The organism is Candidatus Kosakonia sp. 282A-S69 (assembly GCF_029433855.1).
Lineage (GTDB): Bacteria > Pseudomonadota > Gammaproteobacteria > Enterobacterales > Enterobacteriaceae > Kosakonia > Kosakonia cowanii_A.
The window spans coordinates 78,297-98,008 of sequence record NZ_JAROAU010000005.1; the positions used below are offsets into that span (position 1 = coordinate 78,297).

A 19,712-nucleotide genomic window follows, 5' to 3' on the forward strand; every position below is an offset into this window, starting at 1 on the left:
CTACTTTTTCGCGTACTGCGCAAACCAGGCCAGCATCCGCTGCCAGCCGTCGGCGGCGGATTCCGCATGGTAGCTTGGGCGGTAGTCGGCGTTAAAGGCGTGGCCCGCCTCGGGGTAGACAATGATCTCCGCGTTGGCATTTGCCGCGCGTAGCGCCTGGCGCATCGTCTCCACGCTCTCCTGCGAAATACCGGTATCCTGCGCGCCATAGAGGCCAAGCACCGGCGCGGTAAGATGGGTGGCGATGTCGACCGGGTGTTTCGGTGAATTTAAGGTTTTTTCGCCCGTCAGCTTGCCATACCAGGCGACCGCCGCTTTCAGCTGCGGGTTGTGCGCAGCGTAGAGCCACGCAATGCGACCGCCCCAGCAGAAGCCGGTCACCATCAGTTGATGGGCATCACCACCGTTGCGCGCCGCCCAGTTGGCGACGTGATCAAGATCGGCCAGCACCTGTGCATCCGGCACTTTGCTGACCAGCCCGCTCAAGAGCGTGGGTACGTCGGCAAAATCATTCGGATCGCCCTGGCGGAAATAGAGTTCCGGCGCGACGGCAAGATACCCCTCCAGCGCCAGTCGGCGGCAGAGATCGCGAATATGTTCATGGACGCCAAAAATCTCCTGCACGACGATAACAATCGGCAGCGGGCCCCCGGCATCTTTTGGCCGGGCGTGATAGGCGGGCATGGTGTCGCCCTGCGTTGGAATGGAGGTTTCGCCTGCGATCAGCCTCTCCTCCGGCGTATGAACCGTGGTTGACGCAAGCGGTGAAGCCGCAGGCGCAAAGCCCGGCTGTTTGGTGGTGGTCATGACATTCTCCCTACCCTTTATTAGCGCTCCCCTAACTATAGTCATGAAGACCAGGCCATGCGCAATCGCCGTGCACAGGCTATCTTTGCTGCTGAGTGAGCGGGCATAACGTGATAGTGTGATATGAGTCACTATTTTATGGAAATTGAGTGCAACCAATTTCATTCGTGGTGACAGCAGTCACGAAAACAAGCGCGTGGCTTCTGTAAAGTACCGTTTTACCTCCCCCCGATAATACCGACCACAGAGGAGTCTGTTATGTCCAAGTCTGATGTTTTTCACCTCGGCCTCACTAAAAACGATTTACAAGGGGCTACCCTGGCCATCGTCCCTGGCGATCCGGAGCGAGTGGAAAAGATCGCCGCGCTGATGGATAAGCCGGTCAAGCTGGCCTCTCACCGCGAATTTACCAGCTGGCGCGCCGAGCTGGATGGCAAAGCAGTGATCATCTGTTCAACCGGTATCGGCGGGCCTTCGACTTCCATCGCCGTTGAAGAGCTGGCGCAGCTGGGCATCCGCACCTTCCTGCGCGTCGGCACCACCGGCGCGATCCAGCCGCATATCAATGTCGGCGATGTGCTGATTACCACCGCCTCCGTGCGTCTTGACGGTGCCAGCCTGCACTTTGCCCCGATGGAGTTCCCGGCGGTGGCGGATTTTGAATGCACCACGGCGCTGGTGGCCGCGGCCGATGCGATTGGTGCGACCAAACACATTGGCGTGACCGCCTCGTCTGACACCTTCTACCCGGGCCAGGAGCGTTATGACACCTTCTCCGGCCGCGTCGTGAAAAGCTTTAAAGGCTCGATGGAAGAGTGGCAGTCAATGGGCGTGATGAACTATGAAATGGAATCCGCGACGCTGCTGACCATGTGTGCAAGCCAGGGGCTGCGCGCCGGGATGGTCGCCGGGGTGATCGTCAACCGCACCCAGCAGGAGATCCCGAACGCGGAAACCATGAAGCAGACCGAAAGCCACGCGGTGAAAATTGTGGTCGATGCTGCGCGTCGACTTCTGTAATCCCGCTTCCAGATTTACAAGGCCGACCTGTTCGGCCTTTTTTATTTGCGTAATGCCTCGCAGAAAAGCCCTTCCAAACTGGACGTTTATACAGCACAATCCCGACGGAGTGGGTGATGAAGAGGGAGCGGAATGGAGAGTTCAATCATCGTACTGGCAGCCGTGGCGCTGGCAGGGTTACTGGTCGGCTGGCTGGCCGCAAGCTGGCGCGGTGCGCAGCAGCAGGCGGAGCTGCTCGCCGAGCAGCGAGATGTCTTCAGTGAACTGAGCGCCGCCCGCCAGCAGATCGCCCAGAATAGCCACTGGCGCGAAGAGTGCGAACTGCTGAATAACGAACTACGCAGCCTGCAACATATCAATAGCTCGCTGGAAGCGGATCTGCGTGAAGTCACCACCCGGCTTGAATCCACCCAACTGCATGCGGAAGAGAAACTGCGCCAGATGCACAGCAGCGAGCAGCGTCTGAGCGAGCAGTTTGAAAACCTCGCCAACCGTATTTTCGAACAGAGCAACCGCCGCGTTGACGAACAGAATCGCCAGAGCCTCAATGGCTTGCTCACCCCCCTGCGCGAGCAGCTCGACGGCTTTCGCCGCCAGGTGCAGGAGAGCTTCGGCCAGGAGGCGCGCGAGCGGCACACCCTGGCGCATGAGATCCGCAATCTCCAGCAGCTGAACGCCCAGATGGCGCAAGAAGCCATCAACCTCACCCGCGCGCTAAAAGGCGATAATAAAACGCAGGGTAACTGGGGCGAAGTGGTGCTGACCCGCGTGCTTGAAGCTTCCGGCCTGCGCGAAGGACATGAGTATGAAACCCAGGTCAGCATGGAGAACGAGAGCCGCGCGCGCATGCAGCCGGACGTGATTGTGCGCCTGCCGCAGGGCAAGGACGTGGTGATCGACGCCAAAATGACGCTGGTGGCCTACGAGCGCTACTTCAACGCCGAGGATGAGTTTTCTCGCGAAGCGGCGCTGCAGGAGCATATCACCTCCGTTCGCGGCCATATTCGCCTGCTGGGAAGGAAAGATTATCAGCAGCTCTCCGGCCTGCGCAGCCTGGATTACGTCCTGATGTTTATCCCGGTGGAACCCGCCTTTTTAATCGCCCTCGACAGGCAGCCGGAGCTGATTACCGAGGCGCTGAAAAACAACATTATGCTGGTCAGCCCGACAACTCTGCTGGTTGCCCTGCGCACTATCGCCAACCTCTGGCGTTACGAGCACCAGAGCCGCAACGCGCAGCAGATCGCGGAGCGGGCGAGCCGGCTGTATGACAAAATGCGCCTCTTTGTCGACGATATGACGGCGATTGGCCAGAGCCTGGAGAAGGCGCAGGAGAACTACCGCCAGGCGATGAAAAAACTAAGCTCAGGGCGCGGCAACCTGCTTGCGCAAACTGAGGCATTTCGTGGGCTTGGCGTCGAGATCAAGCGCGAGATTAATCCGGAACTGGCGGCGCAGGCGCAGGAGCAGGACGAAGAATTTCGTTTGCGGGCAGGACAAGACGCGTTTAACGATCATAATCAAGACAACGCATTAGATAGGATTACGCCGGGCGAAGAAGCTGCGGCGAAGGCCTCGTCGGGCGGTTGAAACGTAGGGCAATCGCGTCCAATCTGATACACTTCATCAACAAATCCTTAAATAGCAGGCACTAAGATGGCGGAAGATTCAAAAGAGACAACACACTTTGGTTTTCAGACCGTCGCCAAGGAAAATAAAGCCGATATGGTGGCGCATGTTTTCCACTCGGTTGCGTCAAAGTACGATGTCATGAATGACTTAATGTCGATGGGTATCCACCGCTTATGGAAGCGATTTACCATCGATTGCAGCGGCGTGCGCCGCGGGCAAAGGGTTCTCGATCTGGCGGGTGGCACCGGCGATCTCACCGCAAAATTTTCTCGTCTGGTCGGCGAAACCGGCCAGGTTGTACTGGCGGATATTAACGAGTCGATGCTGAAGATGGGCCGCGAAAAGCTGCGCAATCTCGGCGTGATCGGCAACGTTGAATATGTGCAGGCAAACGCCGAAGCGCTGCCGTTCCCGGACAACACCTTCGACTGCATTACCATCTCATTCGGTCTGCGTAACGTTACCGACAAAGAGAAAGCGCTGCGCTCCATGTTTCGCGTGCTGAAGCCGGGCGGCCGTCTGCTGGTGCTGGAGTTCTCCAAACCGGTTATCGAGCCGCTGAGCAAAGCCTACGATGCTTACTCCTTCCATGTTCTGCCGCGCATTGGTCAGATGGTGGCAAACGACGCGGAGAGCTACCGTTACCTGGCTGAATCCATCCGTATGCATCCCGATCAGGACACCCTGAAAGCGATGATGCAGGATGCCGGCTTTGAAAACGTCGATTACTACAACCTGACCGCCGGTATTGTTGCCCTGCACCGTGGCTACAAATTCTGACAGGAGTGCGTATGCCCTTTAAGCCGATGGTGGCCGCGGGAATTGAACGCGTGCTGAATACCTTTTTTTACCGCGACAGCGCGCTGAAAGCGGCGCGCCAGCGCCTCTACGGTAAAGTGCTGCGCGTGGTGGTGCAGGAGTTTTCTGCGCCGATTGTGCTGGTTTTCAGCGAGCGTCAGGTCGACGTGCTGAGCGAGTGGGAAGGGGAGGCCGACTGTTCGGTCATTACCCGCCTCAACGTGCTGCCGAAGCTGCGCGATCGCCAACAGCTCACTGCGCTTATCCGCAGCGGTGAACTGGAGGTGCAGGGCGATATTCAGGTCGTGCAAAACCTCTCATCACTGATGGATCAGGCCGAGTTTGATCCGGCTGAAGTGCTTGCGCCGTGGACCGGCGACATTACCGCTGAGAGTATCAGCAAGTTTCTGCGCGGCGGCGCGCGGTTGTTTCGCCACGGCTTTACCCGCCAGCAGCGTTATCTCTCTGAAGCCTTAACGGAAGAGTGGCGCGTGGCGCCAGGCGCGCTGGAAATCGCCTGGTTTGCCGAAGAGACAGCGGCGGCTGAACGTGCCGCGGACGCCTTAGCCAAACGACTGGATAAACTGGAGGGCAAATGACGCCTGGAGAATTACGGCGACTCTATTTCATCATCCAGACTTTTTTGAGTTACGGGCTTGATGAGCTCATCCCCAAAATGCGTCTTACTCTGCCGCTGCGTCTGTGGCGCAGAACCCTCTTCTGGATGCCCAACCGGCATAAAGAGAAAGAGCTGGGCGTTCGTCTGCGTCTCGCGCTGCAAGAGCTTGGGCCGGTATGGATTAAATTCGGGCAGATGCTCTCCACCCGCCGCGATCTCTTTCCACCGATGATCGCCGATCAGCTGGCGATGCTGCAGGATCGCGTTGCGCCCTTTGACGGTAAGCTTGCAAAAAAGCAGATTGAAAAAGCGATGGGCGACCGTCCGGTTGAAGAGTGGTTTGACGATTTCGATATTCAACCGCTGGCGTCAGCCTCAATCGCGCAGGTGCATACCGCGCGGTTGAAAGAGAATGGCAAAGAGGTGGTGATCAAGGTGATCCGGCCGGACATTCTGCCGATCATCAAAGCAGATCTGCGCTTGATCTACCGTCTGGCGGGCTGGGTTCCGCGCCTGCTGCCGGATGGTCGCCGCCTGCGCCCGCAGGAAGTCGTGCACGAATATGAGAAGACGCTGATCGATGAACTCGATCTGCTGCGTGAATCGGCTAACGCCATTCAGCTGCGCCGCAACTTCGAAAACAGCCCGATGCTCTATGTGCCGGAAGTTTATTCTGACTATTGCAGCCAGAACATGATGGTGATGGAGCGCATCTACGGCATCCCGGTTTCTGATGTCGCGGCGCTGGAGAAGAACGGTACCAACATGAAGCTGCTGGCTGAACGCGGCGTTCAGGTCTTCTTTACCCAGGTGTTCCGGGACAGCTTCTTCCATGCGGATATGCACCCCGGCAACATCTTCGTCAGCTACGATCACCCGGAAGATCCGCAATACATCGGGATTGACTGCGGTATCGTCGGCTCGCTGAACAAAGAAGATAAGCGCTATCTGGCCGAAAACTTTATCGCCTTCTTCAACCGCGACTACCGCAAAGTGGCGGAGCTGCACGTTGATTCAGGGTGGGTGCCGGCGGACACCAATGTCGAAGAGTTTGAGTTTGCCATCCGCACCGTCTGCGAGCCGATATTTGAGAAGCCGCTGGCGGAGATCTCCTTTGGTCACGTGCTGCTGAATCTCTTCAATACCGCGCGCCGCTTCAATATGGAAGTGCAGCCGCAGTTGGTATTACTGCAAAAAACCCTGCTCTACATTGAGGGAGTAGGGCGTCAGCTCTATCCGCAGCTCGATTTGTGGAAAACGGCGAAACCTTTCCTTGAAACGTGGATCAAAGACCAGGTCGGTTTCCCGGCACTGGTACGGGCCATCAAGGAGAAGGGACCCTTCTGGATCGAAAGAATGCCGGAAGTTCCTGAACTGATCTTCAACGGATTGCAGCAAGGAAAACATCTGCAACAAAGCGTTGATAAGATTGCCCGCGAGTTAGAGGTTAACCGCGTCCGGCAGGGTCAATCGCGGTATCTGTTTGGCATCGGCGCAACGCTGCTGTTAAGCGGCACCTTATTGCTGATAACCCGCCCTGAGCTGGCAAATAATCCGTTGTGGTTAATGGGCGGCGGGCTGGTTGTCTGGCTGCTGGGCTGGCGTAAGACGCGCTGATCTGATGCGCCATGGTCATGCGGTCAGAGACATGCAGCCCAGGGGATAACGTGTATACTGTGGCCTCTTTCTAACATCGTCTCTTAGAGGGGAAGTGAGTATGGGTAGTATTGGCATTTGGCAGTTGGTGGTTATTGCGGTCATCGTTGTGCTGCTGTTTGGCACCAAAAAGCTCGGCTCGATTGGCTCCGATCTTGGCGCATCGATCAAAGGCTTTAAGAAAGCGATGAGCGACGATGATAAAAAGGAGAGTGAGGCGAAATCGGCACAGGATGCGGATTTCACCGCGAAAAACCTCTCTGATAACCGCAACCCCGACGTCGCTAAGAGCGACGAAAAACGTCACGATAAAGAGCAGGTGTAAGTCGTGTTCGATATAGGTTTTGGCGAATTGTTACTCGTTTTTATCATTGGTCTGGTGGTGCTGGGGCCAAAGCGTTTGCCCGTCGCCGTGCGCACTGTTGCTGGCTGGATCCGCGCCTTGCGCTCGCTGGCAACCACCGTACAGAACGAACTGACGCAGGAGCTTAAGCTGCAGGAGTTCCAGGACAGCCTGAAGAAGGTAGAGAAAGCGAGCCTGGACAACCTGACGCCGGAGTTGAAAGAGTCGATGGACGAGCTGCGTCAGGCGGCGGAATCGATGAAGCGCACCTACAGCGCCAACGACGCGGAAAAAGCGAGTGACGAAGCGCATACCATCCATAACCCGGTGGTGAAAGATTACGAAGCGCAGCATGAAGGCGTTACGCCTGGGGTTGCTGAACATCAGGTGAGCGCGCCGCAACAGGCTCCCCAGGATGTACCGGAAGAGAACGCACCGGTAAAACCCCCTGTCGCGAAAACGGCTGCGCCGGTTTCCAATTCCACCCCCTCTGCAAGTGATAAGTCCTGAACATGGCCGTAGACGATACCCAACCGCTGATCGCGCATCTGATTGAGCTGCGTAAACGTCTGTTGAACTGCATCATTGCGGTGATGGTGATTTTCCTCGCGCTGGTCTACTTCGCGAACGATATCTACCAGCTGGTCTCCGCGCCGCTGATTAAACAGATGCCGCTGGGCGCGACGATGATCGCCACCGATGTTGCCTCGCCCTTCTTCACCCCGATCAAGCTCACCTTTATGGTGTCGCTGATCCTCTCCGCGCCGGTGGTGCTTTACCAGGTGTGGGCCTTTGTCGCACCCGCGCTCTATAAGCATGAGCGCCGCCTGGTGGTGCCGCTGCTGGTCTCCAGCTCGCTGCTGTTCTATATCGGTATGGCGTTTGCCTACTTCGTGGTCTTTCCGCTGGCGTTTGGCTTTTTGACCCATACCGCGCCGGAAGGGGTACAGGTCTCGACCGATATCGCCAGCTACCTTAGCTTCGTGATGGCGCTGTTTATGGCCTTCGGCGTCTCGTTCGAAGTACCGGTCGCCATCGTCCTGCTCTGCTGGATGGGCGTGACCACGCCGGACGATTTGCGGCAGAAGCGCCCCTATGTGCTGGTTGGCGCATTTGTTGTCGGTATGCTGCTTACGCCGCCGGATGTCTTTTCGCAGACGCTGCTGGCGATCCCGATGTACTGCCTGTTTGAAGTCGGCGTCTTTTTCGCCCGCTTCTACGTCGGTAAACGACGTGCGCCGGACGATGAGAGCGAAACGGAAACCACCGAAGAGTAATAATCAGCCGCCCGACAGGGCGGTTGTTGTATGGGAAACAGAATGTTTGATATTGGCGTGAATTTAACCAGCTCGCAGTTTAACCGGGATCGAGACGAGATTGTCACCCGTGCGCAGGTAGCGGGCGTAACCGGGATGCTGATTACCGGCACTAACTTGCATGAGAGCCAGCAGGCGCAGCGGCTGACCCAGCGCTACGCGCGCTGCTGGTCGACCGCCGGCGTGCATCCGCATGACAGCAGCAGCTGGACGGAAGAAACCGCGCAGGCGATGCGTACTCTCGCGAAGATGCCAGGTGTGGTGGCGATCGGTGAGTGCGGGCTCGATTTTAACCGTAACTTTTCGACACCGCAGGAGCAGGAGCGGGCTTTCAGCGCGCAGCTGGCATTGGCGGCTGAGCTTAATCTGCCCCTATTTTTACATTGTCGCGATGCCCATGAGCGTTTTCTCGCCCTGCTGGACCCCTGGCTCGACAGGCTTCCCGGCGCGGTGCTGCACTGTTTTACCGGGTCGGCGGAGGAGGCGCAGGCGTGCATTGCCCGCGGTCTCTATCTTGGTATTACCGGCTGGGTATGCGATGAGCGGCGCGGGCTGGCGTTGCGCGAAGTGGTACCAATGATTCCTGCGGATCGGCTGATGATTGAGACCGATGCGCCCTGGTTGCTGCCGCGCGATCTTAAACCGAAGCCCGCTTCACGTCGCAATGAGCCTGCCCTGCTCGGGCATATTCTGACGACAGTCGCCAAACTGCGCGGCGAAGCGCCGCAGGCGCTGAGCACTGCGACGGATGAAAACGTGAAGCGGTTATTCGGGATAGCGTTTTAAGCGATCAGGCTTTGCGGAAGTCGGTGTTTTTAACACTCTGCAAAACTTGCTTGTTGAGAAGATGCAGGAGCAGCATGGAGCGTGCTTCGCCATCCGGCTCTTTGAAGATAGCCTGCAACCCTTCCAGCGCGCCTTCCGTAATGACAACGCTGTCGCCTGGATAGGGCGTTTCCGGGTCGGTGATCCCTTCCGGCTGATAGGCTTCGAGCTGTTGGATCACCGCATGGGGAACGCTTGCCGGATGCATACCAAAGCGCACAAAGTGGCTGACGCCGCGTGTCGCATTGATGGTTGTGGTGTGTATGACCTCTGGATCGAATTCCACAAACAGGTAGTTTGGAAAGAGAGGCTCTTTCACCGTTGTCCGCTTGCCACGGACGATCTTTTCCAGCGCAATCATCGGTGTCAGACAGGAGACTGACTGGCGTTCCAGGTGTTCCTGGGCGCGCTGAAGTTGGCCTCGTTTGCAGTAGAGTAGATACCAGGATTGCATAATGACTCTTTTCCGTAAGTTCGGCCGCAAGAATATCAAAACCACCGCATGATGGCTAAGGTGATTATAACGCTGACTGAGCAATGCCGTTGCTTTTCACGCCTATTTAACAAAAATACAGCAAGCTTAGGACGAACACCGTATAATAAAGCGCTTATCTGGAGGCAATCATAACCCCATGAAATACACCGATCTTCGCGACTTTCTGACACTACTTGAGCAACAGGGCGAGCTGAAACGCATCGCACTTCCGGTTGATCCCTATCTGGAAATGACGGAAATCGCCGATCGTACGCTGCGTGCGGGCGGTCCGGCGTTGTTGTTTGAAAATCCGAAAGGCTACGCGATGCCGGTGTTGTGCAACCTTTTCGGCACGCCGCGTCGTGTCGCACTGGGCATGGGGCAGGATGATGTCAGCGCGCTGCGCGATGTCGGCAAACTGCTGGCATTTCTGAAAGAACCGGAGCCGCCGAAAGGGTTCCGCGATCTCTTCGATAAGCTGCCGCAGTTCAAGCAAGTGCTGAACATGCCGACCAAACGTCTGCGCGGTGCGCCGTGCCAGCAAAAGGTCGTGCAGGGCGATGCGGTCGATCTGCACACTATCCCGATTATGCAGTGCTGGCCGGAAGATGCCGCGCCGCTGATCACCTGGGGGCTGACCGTGACCCGCGGGCCGCATAAAGAGCGCCAGAACCTGGGCATCTACCGCCAGCAGTTGATTGGCAAAAATAAGCTGATCATGCGCTGGCTCTCCCACCGTGGTGGTGCCCTTGATTTTCAGGAGTGGCAGAATGCCCGCCCCGGCGAGCGTTTCCCGGTCGCCGTGGCGCTGGGTGCCGATCCGGCCACCATTCTTGGCGCAGTGACCCCCGTGCCGGATACCCTGTCTGAATATGCCTTTGCCGGATTGCTACGCGGCAATAAAACCGAAGTCGTGAAGTGCATATCAAACGATCTGGAAGTGCCTGCCAGCGCGGAGATCGTGCTGGAAGGTTATATCGAAGCGGGTGAGATGGCGCCGGAGGGGCCGTATGGCGATCACACCGGCTACTATAATGAAATCGATAACTTCCCGGTATTTACGGTCACGCATATTACGCAGCGTGAAGATGCCATCTATCACTCCACCTACACCGGGCGACCGCCAGATGAGCCAGCGGTGCTGGGCGTGGCGCTGAATGAAGTGTTTGTGCCGATTCTGCAAAAGCAGTTCCCGGAGATTGTCGATTTCTATCTGCCTCCGGAAGGGTGTTCCTATCGCCTGGCGGTCGTGACCATCAAGAAGCAGTATGCCGGGCATGCCAAGCGCGTGATGATGGGCGTCTGGTCTTTCCTGCGCCAGTTTATGTACACCAAATTTGTGATCGTGTGCGATGACGATGTTAACGCCCGCGACTGGAACGATGTGATCTGGGCGATCACCACCCGAATGGACCCTGCGCGTGATACGGTTCTGGTGGAGAATACGCCGATCGATTATCTGGATTTTGCCTCGCCGGTTTCCGGGCTTGGTTCAAAAATGGGCCTGGATGCCACCAATAAATGGCCCGGCGAAACCGACCGTGAGTGGGGTCGCCCGATCAAAAAAGATCCCGAGGTGACGGCGCGAATCGACGCCATCTGGGATGAACTGGCCATAATGAACGCCGAAAAATAGACCCGACAGAGAGAGCGCATGACAACCTTAAGCTGTAAAGTGACCTCGGTAGATGCCATCACTGATACCGTGTATCGCGTCCGTTTAGTGCCGGAAGCGGCATTTTCATTTCGTGCAGGCCAGTACTTGATGGTGGTGATGGATGAGCGCGATAAGCGCCCCTTCTCCATGGCGTCGACCCCCGATCAGCACGACTACATCGAACTGCATATCGGTGCTTCCGAGTTGAACCTTTACGCCATGGCGGTAATGGATCGCATCCTGAAAGAGCGCGAAATTGTTATCGACATTCCCCACGGCGATGCCTGGCTGCGCGACGATGAAGAGCGCCCAATGGTGCTGATTGCCGGCGGGACAGGTTTCTCCTACGTCCGCTCGATTCTGCTCACCTCACTGGCGAAAACGCCGGACCGCGATATCACCATTTACTGGGGCGGGCGTGAAGCGAAACATCTCTACGATCTCTCCGAGCTGGAGGCGCTATCAGTCACACACCCGAATCTGCGCGTAGTGCCAGTGGTCGAGCAGCCGGATGAAGAGTGGCGCGGCCGTTCAGGTACCGTACTGGCTGCCGTACTGCAGGATTTCGGATCCCTTTCCGGGCACGACATCTATATCGCCGGCCGCTTCGAGATGGCAAAAATCGCCCGCGATCTCTTCTGCAACGAGCGCGGCGCGCGTGAGGATCGGTTGTTCGGTGACGCGTTCGCGTTTATCTGATTTTATCTTCGCCCTTGCCGCCATAGCGGCGTTGGGCGCCTTTCGTATTACGCCATAAAAAAACCGCCCCTGACAGGCGGTAACAACGGCAACTAAATTTTCTCTCTTTCACCATATATACCGGATGGCGACGTAAGCGCCTTATCCGGCCTACGTGGTGGTGCTTTTGTAGGCCGGGCAAGCAAAGCGCACCCGGCAGACGTCCGGCGTTATACGCGCTCAAACACCGTGGCGATCCCCTGACCCAAACCGATACACATTGTTGCCAGACCCAGCTGGGCATCTTTACGCTCCATCAGGTTGAGCAGCGTGGTGCTGATACGGGTACCAGAGCAGCCCAGCGGATGACCGAGGGCGATCGCGCCGCCATTGAGGTTGATCTTCTCATCGATCTGCTCCATCAGCCCCAGATCCTTAATGCACGGCAGGATCTGTGCGGCAAACGCTTCGTTCATCTCAAACAGATCGATATCGCTGGCGTTTAGCCCCGCTTTTTTCAGCGCCAATTGCGATGCCGGCACCGGGCCGTAACCCATGATCGACGGATCGCAGCCGACCACCGCCATTGAGCGGATGCGCGCGCGCGGTGTTAAGCCGAGCTCGCGGGCGCGGCTTTCGCTCATCACCAGCATCGCCGATGCGCCATCGGACAGCGCCGATGATGTCCCGGCGGTAACGGTGCCGCTGACCGGGTCGAACGCCGGGCGCAGCGTCGAGAGCGCCTCAACGGTGGTTTCCGGGCGGATCACTTCGTCGTAGTTGAACTGTTTAACTACACCGTCAGCGTCATGCCCGCCGGTGGGAATGATCTCGTTTTTAAACGCGCCGGACTGCGTGGCGGCCCAGGCTCGTGCGTGAGAGCGGGCGGCGAAAGCATCCTGCATCTCACGGCTGATGCCGTGCATGCGCGACAGCATTTCCGCAGTCAGCCCCATCATCCCCGCCGCTTTGGCAACGTTACGGCTCATGCCCGGGTGGAAATCGACGCCGTGATTCATTGGCACGTGACCCATATGTTCTACGCCACCCACCAGGCAGACCTGCGCATCGCCGGTCATGATCATACGCGCGGCATCATGCAGCGCCTGCATGGATGAACCGCACAGACGGTTGACCGTGACTGCCGGGACAGAGTGGGGGATCTCTGCCAGCAGCGCGGCGTTACGGGCTATGTTGAAGCCCTGCTCGAGGGTCTGCTGTACGCAACCCCAATAAATATCATCAATCGCGCTCGCCTCCAGCGCTGGATTACGCGCCAGCAGGCTCCGCATCAGGTGCGCGGAGAGATCTTCCGCACGGACGTGGCGAAAAGCGCCGCCTTTTGAACGGCCCATCGGGGTACGTACTGCATCGACAATGACAACCTGTTCCATTGTGACTCCTTAAGCCGTTTTCAAAGCGCCAACCGGGCGCGCAGGTTCAACCGCGGGATAGTAAGGCTCATTGTGGCGTGCCTTTTCACGTAACCCGGCCGGGACTTCATACAGCGGCCCAAGGTGCTGATACGCCTGCGCCATGTCGAGATATTTCGCGCTGCCAAGCGTATCGAGCCAGCGGAAGGCGCCGCCGTGAAACGGGGGGAAGCCGAGGCCATACACCAGCGCCATATCCGCTTCCGCCGGGCTTGCGATAATCCCCTCTTCGAGGCAACGCACCACTTCATTCACCATCGGGATCATCATGCGGGCGATGATCTCCTGATCGGAAAACTCATGGTTGCCCTGGCGAACATCGCTCAGCAGACCTTCAACGGCATTATCTTCCTCTTTCTTCGGTTTGCCTTTGCTGTCCTCTTTATAGCGCCAGAAACCGAGGCCGTTCTTCTGCCCAAAGCGGTTCGCTTCGAACAGCGCGTCGATGGCGTCGCGGTAATCTTTCTGCATACGCTGCGGGAAACCGGCCGCCATCACCGCCTGCGCATGATGCGCGGTATCAATGCCGACAACGTCGAGCAGGTAGGCCGGGCCCATTGGCCAGCCAAACTGTTTTTCCATCACTTTGTCGATTTTGCGGAAGTCCGCGCCGTCGCGCAGCAGCTGGCTGAAACCGGCAAAGTAGGGGAACAGCACGCGGTTAACGAAGAAGCCGGGGCAGTCATTGACCACAATCGGCGTTTTGCCCATCTTGCTCGCCCAGGCCACCACTTTCGCGATGGTCTGATCGGAGGTTTTCTCGCCGCGGATCACTTCAACCAACGGCATGCGGTGCACCGGGTTAAAGAAGTGCATGCCGCAGAAGAGCTCCGGGCGTTTCAGCGCGCTTGCCAGCTCACTGATAGGAATGGTGGAGGTGTTTGAGGCCAGCACGGTGTCCGGACGCACTTTCTCTTCCGTCTCTGCCAGTACCGCTTTTTTCACCTTCGGGTTTTCTACAACCGCTTCGACAACCACATCAACCCGCTCAAACCCGGCGTACTCCAGCGTTGGCTGGATGGTGGCGATCACTTTCGCCAGCTTGAGGCCGTCGATTTTGCCGCGCTCAAGCTGTTTATTCAGCAGTTTGCCCGCTTCATTAATGCCGAGGCTGAGCGACTTCTCATTAATATCTTTCATTAATACCGGCACGCCTTTCCAGGCAGACTGGTAGGCAATGCCGCCACCCATAATGCCCGCACCCAACACGGCAGCCTGCTTCGGCGTCTCGACGTCGGCGGTGAGCTTCTTCGCTTTGCCTTTGACGTATTGATCATTAAGGAAGATACCGACCAGTGCGCGCGCTTCTTTACTGTGCGCCAGCGGGACGAAACTCTGGTTTTCCAGTTTTAACGCCTCGTCACGCCCCAGCTTCGCCGCCGCTTCAATGGTTTTCACCGCGGTGATGGGGGCAGGGTAGTGTTTACCGGCGGTCTGCATCACCATGCCTTTGGCGATGGTGAAACTCATCGACGCTTCGATTTTGCTGAGTTTCAACGGTTCAAGCTTCGGTTGACGCTTCGCTTTCCAGTCGAGATCGCCATTAATTGCCTGGCGCAGAGTGGCGATAGCGCCTTCACGGATCTTCTCTGGCTTCACGATGCCATCGACAAGGCCAATTTTCAGCGCCTGTTCAGCATCGACATCTTTCCCGGCGGCGATAATCTCCAGCGCGCTATCGGCACCCAGCAGGCGCGGCAGACGCACCGAGCCGCCAAAGCCCGGCATAATACCGAGCTTGGTTTCCGGCAGGCCGATGCGCAGATCCGGCGTCGCCAGGCGGTAGTCGGTTGCCAACACACATTCGCAGCCGCCGCCGAGGGCGTAACCATTGACCGCAGAGAGGGTCGGTACCGGTAGATCTTCCAGGCGGTTAAAGACGCTGTTCGCAAAATGCAGCCACTGGCTTAGTTGCTCCTGTGGCACCTGGAAAAGGGAGAGGAATTCGGTAATGTCGGCACCGACGATAAAGGCCGCTTTCTCCGAGCGCAGCAGCAGCCCTTTCAAAACTGTTTGCTTCTCCAGCACGTCCAGCGCTTCGCCGAGGCTGGCGACGGTGGCGGTATCAAGCTTATTCACTGAGCCGGGCGCATCGAACACCAGTTCGGCAATGCCGTCTTCCAGCCAGTTGAGGTACAGGTTATTGCCTTTGTAGAGCATGTCAGTCTCCAGAATTCAGCAGTGATCTGGTCGTACCAGATGAAGCGGAGTGTGGTTTTTATGTTAAAAAATTGCAAATGAGTCATTAAAAAAATGCAGCGTCGATCACGGTCGGCGGAAATCACTCACCTAAAAGGAGGTGTGCTAAGATGCGACAACTTGTGGTCTCGATTAACAGAAGGAAAGACGATGGATTCGCTGGCAGCGCTGTACAAAAATCATATTGTTACCTTACAAGAACGCGCGCGTGACGTGCTGGCGCGGAGTAACCTTGATGCGTTACTGATTCACTCCGGTGAGCTGTTTAACGTCTTTCTTGATGACCATCCCTATCCCTTTAAAGTGAACCCGCAATTCAAAGCCTGGGTGCCGGTGACGCAGGTGCCGAACTGCTGGCTGCTGGTGGATGGCGTGAACAAGCCGAAGCTGTGGTTCTACCTGCCGGTCGATTACTGGCATAACGTTGAGCCGCTGCCTACCGCGTTCTGGACCGAAGAGATTGAGGTGATTGCTCTGCCGAAAGCCGACGATATCGGCGGCCAGTTACCTGCCGCGCGCGGCAATATCGCCTATATTGGCCCGGTGCCTGACCGCGCGCTGAAACTCGATATCACCGCCAGCAATATCAACCCGAAAACGGTGATTGATTACCTGCACTACTACCGCGCTTATAAAACGGATTATGAGCTGGCCTGTATGCGTGAAGCGCAGAAGACCGCGGTGATCGGTCATCGCGCGGCGCATGAAGCGTTCCAGTCCGGGATGAGCGAGTTCGATATCAATCTGGCCTATCTCACCGCCACCGGGCATCGCGATACCGATGTGCCGTACGGCAATATCGTGGCGCTTAATGAACACGCTGCGGTGCTGCACTACACCAAACTCGATCACCGGGCGCCTGCCGAAATGCGCAGTTTCCTGCTGGATGCGGGGGCGGAATATAACGGGTATGCCGCCGATTTAACGCGGACCTGGGCGGCGAACAGCGACACCGACTTTGCGCAGCTGATAAAAGATGTGAATGACGAGCAGCTCGCGCTGATCGCTACCCTGAAGGCGGGCGTTAACTACGTTGACTACCATGTTCAGTTCCATCAGCGCATCGCGAAACTGCTGCGTCGCCACCAGATCGTCACCGATATCAGCGAAGAGGCGATGGTTGAGCAGAATATTACCGGGCCGTTTATGCCGCACGGACTCGGTCATCCGCTCGGTTTACAGGTGCATGATGTCGGCGGGTTTATGCAGGATGACACCGGCACTCATCTGGCCGCGCCGGCGAAATACCCTTACCTGCGCTGCACGCGCGTGCTGCAGCCGCGCATGGTCGTCACCATTGAACCGGGGATCTACTTTATTGAGTCGCTGCTGGTACCGTGGCGCGATGGCCCGCTCGGCAAACACTTCAACTGGCAGAAAATTGAGGCGCTGAAACCGTTTGGCGGCATCCGTATCGAAGATAACGTCGTCATCCATGAAAATGGCACTGAGAACATGACGCGGGATCTGAAGCTGGCGTAATGGAGAGCTGGCTGATTCCGGCGGCACCGGTCACCTTTAGCGAGGAGATCAAAAAGAGCCGTTTTATTACCCTGCTCGCCCACACGGATGGCGTCGAGGCGGCCAAAGCGTTCGTCGATTCCGTGCGCGCTGAACATCCGGCAGCCCGCCACCACTGCGTGGCGTGGGTTGCCGGTGCGCCGGATGATTCACAGCAGTTAGGTTTTTCTGACGATGGTGAACCGGCAGGGACGGCGGGCAAGCCGATCCTCGCGCAGCTGATGGGCAGCGGCGTGGGGGAAATCACCGCAGTAGTGGTTCGTTACTATGGCGGAGTGTTGTTGGGCACCGGCGGGCTGGTGAAAGCGTATGGCGGGGGCGTGCAGCAGGCGCTCACGCAGCTCAACACCACCCGCAAAATGCCGTTAACCGAATATACTTTGTGTTGCGATTATGCGCAGCTTGCGGGAGTCGAAGGGCTGCTCGGGCAGTTCGACGGGAAAATTGTCTCCAGCGACTATCAGGCCGCAGTGCAGCTACGTGTCGCGCTTCCGCAGAGTCATCTGGACGCCTTTTCGGCAAAGCTGGCTGATTTTAGCCGTGGCGCATTGCAATTGTTAAAAACTGAAGAATAATCGCCACCTGATTTTCTGAACACCATAGGAAGCGGCAGAGATGCATTTTCGCGCCATAACCCGAATCGTTGGACTGCTGGTCATCCTCTTTTCCGGAACGATGATCTTACCTGGACTGGTAGCCCTTATTTACCGTGACGGCGCGGGGCGCGCGTTTACCCAGACCTTTCTCGCCGCGCTGGTGATTGGCTCCATCTTGTGGTGGCCGAACCGCCGTGAGAAAGGGGAGCTAAAATCCCGCGAAGGGTTTTTGATTGTGGTGCTCTTCTGGACCGTGCTGGGCAGCGTCGGTGCGCTGCCCTTTATCTTCTCGGAAAGCCCGAACCTGACGGTGACCGACGCCTTTTTTGAATCCTTCTCTGGTTTGACGACCACCGGCGCCACGACGCTGGTGGGGCTTGATTCGCTGCCGCACGCTATCCTCTTTTATCGCCAGATGCTGCAGTGGTTTGGCGGGATGGGGATCATTGTGCTGGCCGTCGCTATTCTGCCTATCCTTGGCGTCGGCGGTATGCAGCTCTATCGCGCCGAGATGCCGGGGCCGCTGAAGGACAACAAGATGCGCCCGCGTATTGCTGAAACGGCGAAGACGTTATGGCTTATCTATGTCTTACTGACCGTGGCCTGTGCGCTGGCGTTGTGGTTTGCCGGTATGCCGGCGTTTGACGCTATCGGGCACAGCTTCGCCACTATCGCTATCGGTGGCTTCTCGACGCACGATGCCAGTATTGGCTACTTCGACAGCCCGACGATTAACACCATTATTGCTATTTTCTTACTTATCTCCGGCTGTAACTACGGTTTGCACTTCTCGCTGTTGAGCGGGCGCAGCCTGAAGGTGTACTGGCGCGATCCGGAATTCCGCATGTTTATCGGTGTGCAGCTGACGCTGGTGGTCATCTGTACCGTGGTGCTCTGGTTCCATGATGTCTACACCTCGGCGCTGACCACAGTGAACCAGGCCTTCTTCCAGGTGGTCTCTATGGCGACCACAGCTGGCTTTACGACCGACAGTATTGCCCGCTGGCCGCTGTTCCTGCCGGTGCTGTTGTTGTGCTCAGCGTTCATTGGTGGCTGTGCCGGGTCAACGGGCGGTGGCCTGAAAGTGATCCGCATCTTACTGCTCTTCAAGCAGGGGAACCGTGAGCTGAAGCGTCTGGTGCACCCGAATGCGGTGTACAGCATTAAGCTTGGTCAGCGCGCGCTGCCGGAACGTATTCTTGAAGCGGTATGGGGATTCTTCTCCGCCTATGCGTTGGTCTTTATTGTCAGCATGCTGGCGATTATCGCCACCGGCGTAGATGATTTCTCTGCTTTCGCTTCGGTTGTGGCTACGCTCAATAACCTAGGGCCGGGGCTGGGCGTGGTGGCAGATAACTTCGCCAGTATGAACCCAGTCGCAAAATGGGTGCTTATCGCCAATATGCTGTTTGGTCGTCTGGAGGTCTTCACCCTGCTGGTGCTGTTTACCCCCACTTTCTGGCGCGAATAAGGGAGCGTTACGTGAAAACATTGATTCTTTTCTCTACCCGGGATGGGCAAACGCGGGAGATTGCCTCTTACCTCGCTTCTGAATTGAAAGAGCTGGGCGTGTATGCCGATGTGGTAAACCTGAACCGCACGTCGGAGGTTGAATGGGCGAAGTATGACCGCGTGGTGATTGGGGCGTCTATCCGCTACGGTCATTTCCACCCGGCGCTCGAGAGCTTTGTGAAAAAGCATCTGCAAACGCTGAATACTCTGCCGAGCGCCTTCTACTCTGTTAACCTGGTTGCGCGTAAACCTGAGAAGAGTTCGCCGCAGACGAATAGCTACACGCGTAAGTTTCTTCTTGCGTCGCCCTGGAAGCCGGATCGCTGTGCCGTGTTTGCCGGTGCGCTTCGTTACCCGCGTTATCGCTGGTACGACCGCTTTATGATTCGCCTAATTATGAAGATGACGGGGGGCGAAACGAATACCAGTCAGGAGGTGGTCTATACCGACTGGCAGCAAGTGGCGCATTTCGCCCGCGAAATCGCTCAGTTAAAAAGCAAGTCGCCCGTTTAATGGGCATTGCGACCGAATTTTAAGCGAACGAAAACTTTTTTGAAATTAGGGGTTGTCAGCAGGAATTAACGCCCTATAATGCGCCTCCACTGACACGGCACAACGGCAAACA

19 protein-coding genes are annotated in these 19,712 nt (G+C 57.2%); 15 read left to right on the forward strand and 4 right to left on the reverse strand.

Annotation, left to right across the window (positions count from 1 at the left end):
- Positions 1–807, reverse strand: coding sequence for a dienelactone hydrolase family protein (locus PU683_RS21175; protein WP_277174567.1), 807 nt, complete (start codon positions 805–807; stop codon positions 1–3).
- 258 nt (positions 808–1,065) lie between these two features.
- Here PU683_RS21175 and udp point away from each other — a divergent pair, with 258 nt between their 5' ends.
- From udp to tatD, 9 genes are all read left to right on the forward strand, one after another.
- Positions 1,066–1,827 carry a uridine phosphorylase gene (gene udp, locus PU683_RS21180; RefSeq protein WP_270222608.1) on the forward strand — a complete coding sequence of 254 codons (762 nt, stop codon included), beginning with the start codon at positions 1,066–1,068 and terminating at the stop codon, positions 1,825–1,827.
- A gap of 132 nt (positions 1,828–1,959) precedes the next feature.
- The gene (gene rmuC / locus PU683_RS21185) at positions 1,960–3,417 is read left to right on the forward strand and encodes a DNA recombination protein RmuC (RefSeq protein WP_277174568.1); all 1,458 of its coding nucleotides are present in this window, start codon (positions 1,960–1,962) and stop codon (positions 3,415–3,417) included.
- Between the two features lie 66 nt (positions 3,418–3,483).
- Positions 3,484–4,239 carry a bifunctional demethylmenaquinone methyltransferase/2-methoxy-6-polyprenyl-1,4-benzoquinol methylase UbiE gene (ubiE, locus tag PU683_RS21190; protein ID WP_277174569.1) on the forward strand — a complete coding sequence of 252 codons (756 nt, stop codon included), beginning with the start codon at positions 3,484–3,486 and terminating at the stop codon, positions 4,237–4,239.
- An 11-nt stretch (positions 4,240–4,250) separates the two neighbouring features.
- A complete protein-coding gene (gene ubiJ, locus PU683_RS21195) occupies positions 4,251–4,856 on the forward strand; it encodes a ubiquinone biosynthesis protein UbiJ (RefSeq protein ID WP_277174570.1) in 606 nt (201 codons plus the stop codon).
- A complete protein-coding gene (ubiB, locus tag PU683_RS21200) occupies positions 4,853–6,493 on the forward strand; it encodes a ubiquinone biosynthesis regulatory protein kinase UbiB (RefSeq protein WP_277174571.1) in 1,641 nt (546 codons plus the stop codon). The genes ubiJ and ubiB overlap by 4 nt, the downstream gene beginning before the upstream one ends.
- Before the next feature lie 100 nt (positions 6,494–6,593).
- On the forward strand, positions 6,594–6,857 hold the full coding sequence (gene tatA, locus PU683_RS21205) for a Sec-independent protein translocase subunit TatA (RefSeq protein WP_277174572.1): 264 nt from the start codon (positions 6,594–6,596) through the stop codon (positions 6,855–6,857).
- Between the two features lie 3 nt (positions 6,858–6,860).
- Positions 6,861–7,385, forward strand: a complete 525-nt coding sequence (gene tatB, locus PU683_RS21210; RefSeq protein WP_277174573.1) for a Sec-independent protein translocase protein TatB — start codon at positions 6,861–6,863, stop codon at positions 7,383–7,385.
- 2 nt (positions 7,386–7,387) lie between these two features.
- Positions 7,388–8,152, forward strand: coding sequence for a Sec-independent protein translocase subunit TatC (gene tatC / locus PU683_RS21215; protein WP_277174574.1), 765 nt, complete (start codon positions 7,388–7,390; stop codon positions 8,150–8,152).
- A gap of 42 nt (positions 8,153–8,194) precedes the next feature.
- The gene (tatD, locus tag PU683_RS21220) at positions 8,195–8,977 is read left to right on the forward strand and encodes a 3'-5' ssDNA/RNA exonuclease TatD (RefSeq protein WP_277174575.1); all 783 of its coding nucleotides are present in this window, start codon (positions 8,195–8,197) and stop codon (positions 8,975–8,977) included.
- Between the two features lie 4 nt (positions 8,978–8,981).
- Here the strand turns inward: tatD and rfaH are convergent, their stop codons facing one another.
- Complete coding sequence (gene rfaH / locus PU683_RS21225) at positions 8,982–9,470, reverse strand: transcription/translation regulatory transformer protein RfaH (RefSeq protein ID WP_042716360.1); 489 nt, start codon at positions 9,468–9,470, stop codon at positions 8,982–8,984.
- A gap of 178 nt (positions 9,471–9,648) precedes the next feature.
- On the opposite strand from rfaH, the gene ubiD reads away from it, so the two are divergent.
- Together ubiD and fre are read left to right on the forward strand one after the other, a co-directional pair.
- Positions 9,649–11,127 carry a 4-hydroxy-3-polyprenylbenzoate decarboxylase gene (ubiD, locus tag PU683_RS21230; protein ID WP_023479541.1) on the forward strand — a complete coding sequence of 493 codons (1,479 nt, stop codon included), beginning with the start codon at positions 9,649–9,651 and terminating at the stop codon, positions 11,125–11,127.
- A gap of 18 nt (positions 11,128–11,145) precedes the next feature.
- Complete coding sequence (gene fre, locus PU683_RS21235; protein ID WP_277174576.1) at positions 11,146–11,847, forward strand: NAD(P)H-flavin reductase; 702 nt, start codon at positions 11,146–11,148, stop codon at positions 11,845–11,847.
- 209 nt (positions 11,848–12,056) lie between these two features.
- On the opposite strand, the gene fadA is transcribed toward fre, so the two are convergent.
- Complete coding sequence (fadA, locus tag PU683_RS21240; protein ID WP_277174577.1) at positions 12,057–13,220, reverse strand: acetyl-CoA C-acyltransferase FadA; 1,164 nt, start codon at positions 13,218–13,220, stop codon at positions 12,057–12,059.
- Positions 13,221–13,229: 9 nt separating this feature from the next.
- Positions 13,230–15,419, reverse strand: coding sequence for a fatty acid oxidation complex subunit alpha FadB (gene fadB, locus PU683_RS21245; protein ID WP_277174578.1), 2,190 nt, complete (start codon positions 15,417–15,419; stop codon positions 13,230–13,232).
- A gap of 189 nt (positions 15,420–15,608) precedes the next feature.
- On the opposite strand from fadB, the gene pepQ reads away from it, so the two are divergent.
- The 4 genes from pepQ to hemG are packed head-to-tail and all read left to right on the forward strand — an operon-like array spanning position 15,609 to position 19,600.
- Positions 15,609–16,940, forward strand: a complete 1,332-nt coding sequence (gene pepQ, locus PU683_RS21250) for a Xaa-Pro dipeptidase (protein ID WP_277174579.1) — start codon at positions 15,609–15,611, stop codon at positions 16,938–16,940.
- A complete protein-coding gene (locus tag PU683_RS21255) occupies positions 16,940–17,554 on the forward strand; it encodes an IMPACT family protein (protein ID WP_277174580.1) in 615 nt (204 codons plus the stop codon). Before pepQ ends, PU683_RS21255 begins: the two co-directional genes overlap by 1 nt.
- Before the next feature lie 40 nt (positions 17,555–17,594).
- A complete protein-coding gene (gene trkH / locus PU683_RS21260) occupies positions 17,595–19,046 on the forward strand; it encodes a Trk system potassium transporter TrkH (RefSeq protein ID WP_023479564.1) in 1,452 nt (483 codons plus the stop codon).
- Positions 19,047–19,057: 11 nt separating this feature from the next.
- Positions 19,058–19,600 carry a menaquinone-dependent protoporphyrinogen IX dehydrogenase gene (hemG, locus tag PU683_RS21265; protein WP_277174581.1) on the forward strand — a complete coding sequence of 181 codons (543 nt, stop codon included), beginning with the start codon at positions 19,058–19,060 and terminating at the stop codon, positions 19,598–19,600.
- The last annotated feature ends 112 nt before the right edge of the window (positions 19,601–19,712 follow it).

Excerpts from the sequence above, each read along its gene's own strand:
- tatD (WP_277174575.1), top strand. The coding sequence starts at position 8,195 with ATGTTTGATATTGGCGTGAATTTAACCAGCTCGCAGTTTAACCGGGAT.
- ubiB (WP_277174571.1), top strand. The coding sequence starts at position 4,853 with ATGACGCCTGGAGAATTACGGCGACTCTATTTCATCATCCAGACTTTT.
- tatC (WP_277174574.1), top strand. The coding sequence starts at position 7,388 with ATGGCCGTAGACGATACCCAACCGCTGATCGCGCATCTGATTGAGCTG.
- ubiE (WP_277174569.1), top strand. The coding sequence starts at position 3,484 with ATGGCGGAAGATTCAAAAGAGACAACACACTTTGGTTTTCAGACCGTC.
- fadB (WP_277174578.1), bottom strand. The coding sequence starts at position 15,419 with ATGCTCTACAAAGGCAATAACCTGTACCTCAACTGGCTGGAAGACGGC.
- fadA (WP_277174577.1), bottom strand. The coding sequence starts at position 13,220 with ATGGAACAGGTTGTCATTGTCGATGCAGTACGTACCCCGATGGGCCGT.
- rfaH (WP_042716360.1), bottom strand. The coding sequence starts at position 9,470 with ATGCAATCCTGGTATCTACTCTACTGCAAACGAGGCCAACTTCAGCGC.
- PU683_RS21255 (WP_277174580.1), top strand. The coding sequence starts at position 16,940 with ATGGAGAGCTGGCTGATTCCGGCGGCACCGGTCACCTTTAGCGAGGAG.
- pepQ (WP_277174579.1), top strand. The coding sequence starts at position 15,609 with ATGGATTCGCTGGCAGCGCTGTACAAAAATCATATTGTTACCTTACAA.
- rmuC (WP_277174568.1), top strand. The coding sequence starts at position 1,960 with ATGGAGAGTTCAATCATCGTACTGGCAGCCGTGGCGCTGGCAGGGTTA.
- PU683_RS21175 (WP_277174567.1), bottom strand. The coding sequence starts at position 807 with ATGACCACCACCAAACAGCCGGGCTTTGCGCCTGCGGCTTCACCGCTT.
- trkH (WP_023479564.1), top strand. The coding sequence starts at position 17,595 with ATGCATTTTCGCGCCATAACCCGAATCGTTGGACTGCTGGTCATCCTC.
- ubiJ (WP_277174570.1), top strand. The coding sequence starts at position 4,251 with ATGCCCTTTAAGCCGATGGTGGCCGCGGGAATTGAACGCGTGCTGAAT.
- ubiD (WP_023479541.1), top strand. The coding sequence starts at position 9,649 with ATGAAATACACCGATCTTCGCGACTTTCTGACACTACTTGAGCAACAG.
- fre (WP_277174576.1), top strand. The coding sequence starts at position 11,146 with ATGACAACCTTAAGCTGTAAAGTGACCTCGGTAGATGCCATCACTGAT.
- tatA (WP_277174572.1), top strand. The coding sequence starts at position 6,594 with ATGGGTAGTATTGGCATTTGGCAGTTGGTGGTTATTGCGGTCATCGTT.
- udp (WP_270222608.1), top strand. The coding sequence starts at position 1,066 with ATGTCCAAGTCTGATGTTTTTCACCTCGGCCTCACTAAAAACGATTTA.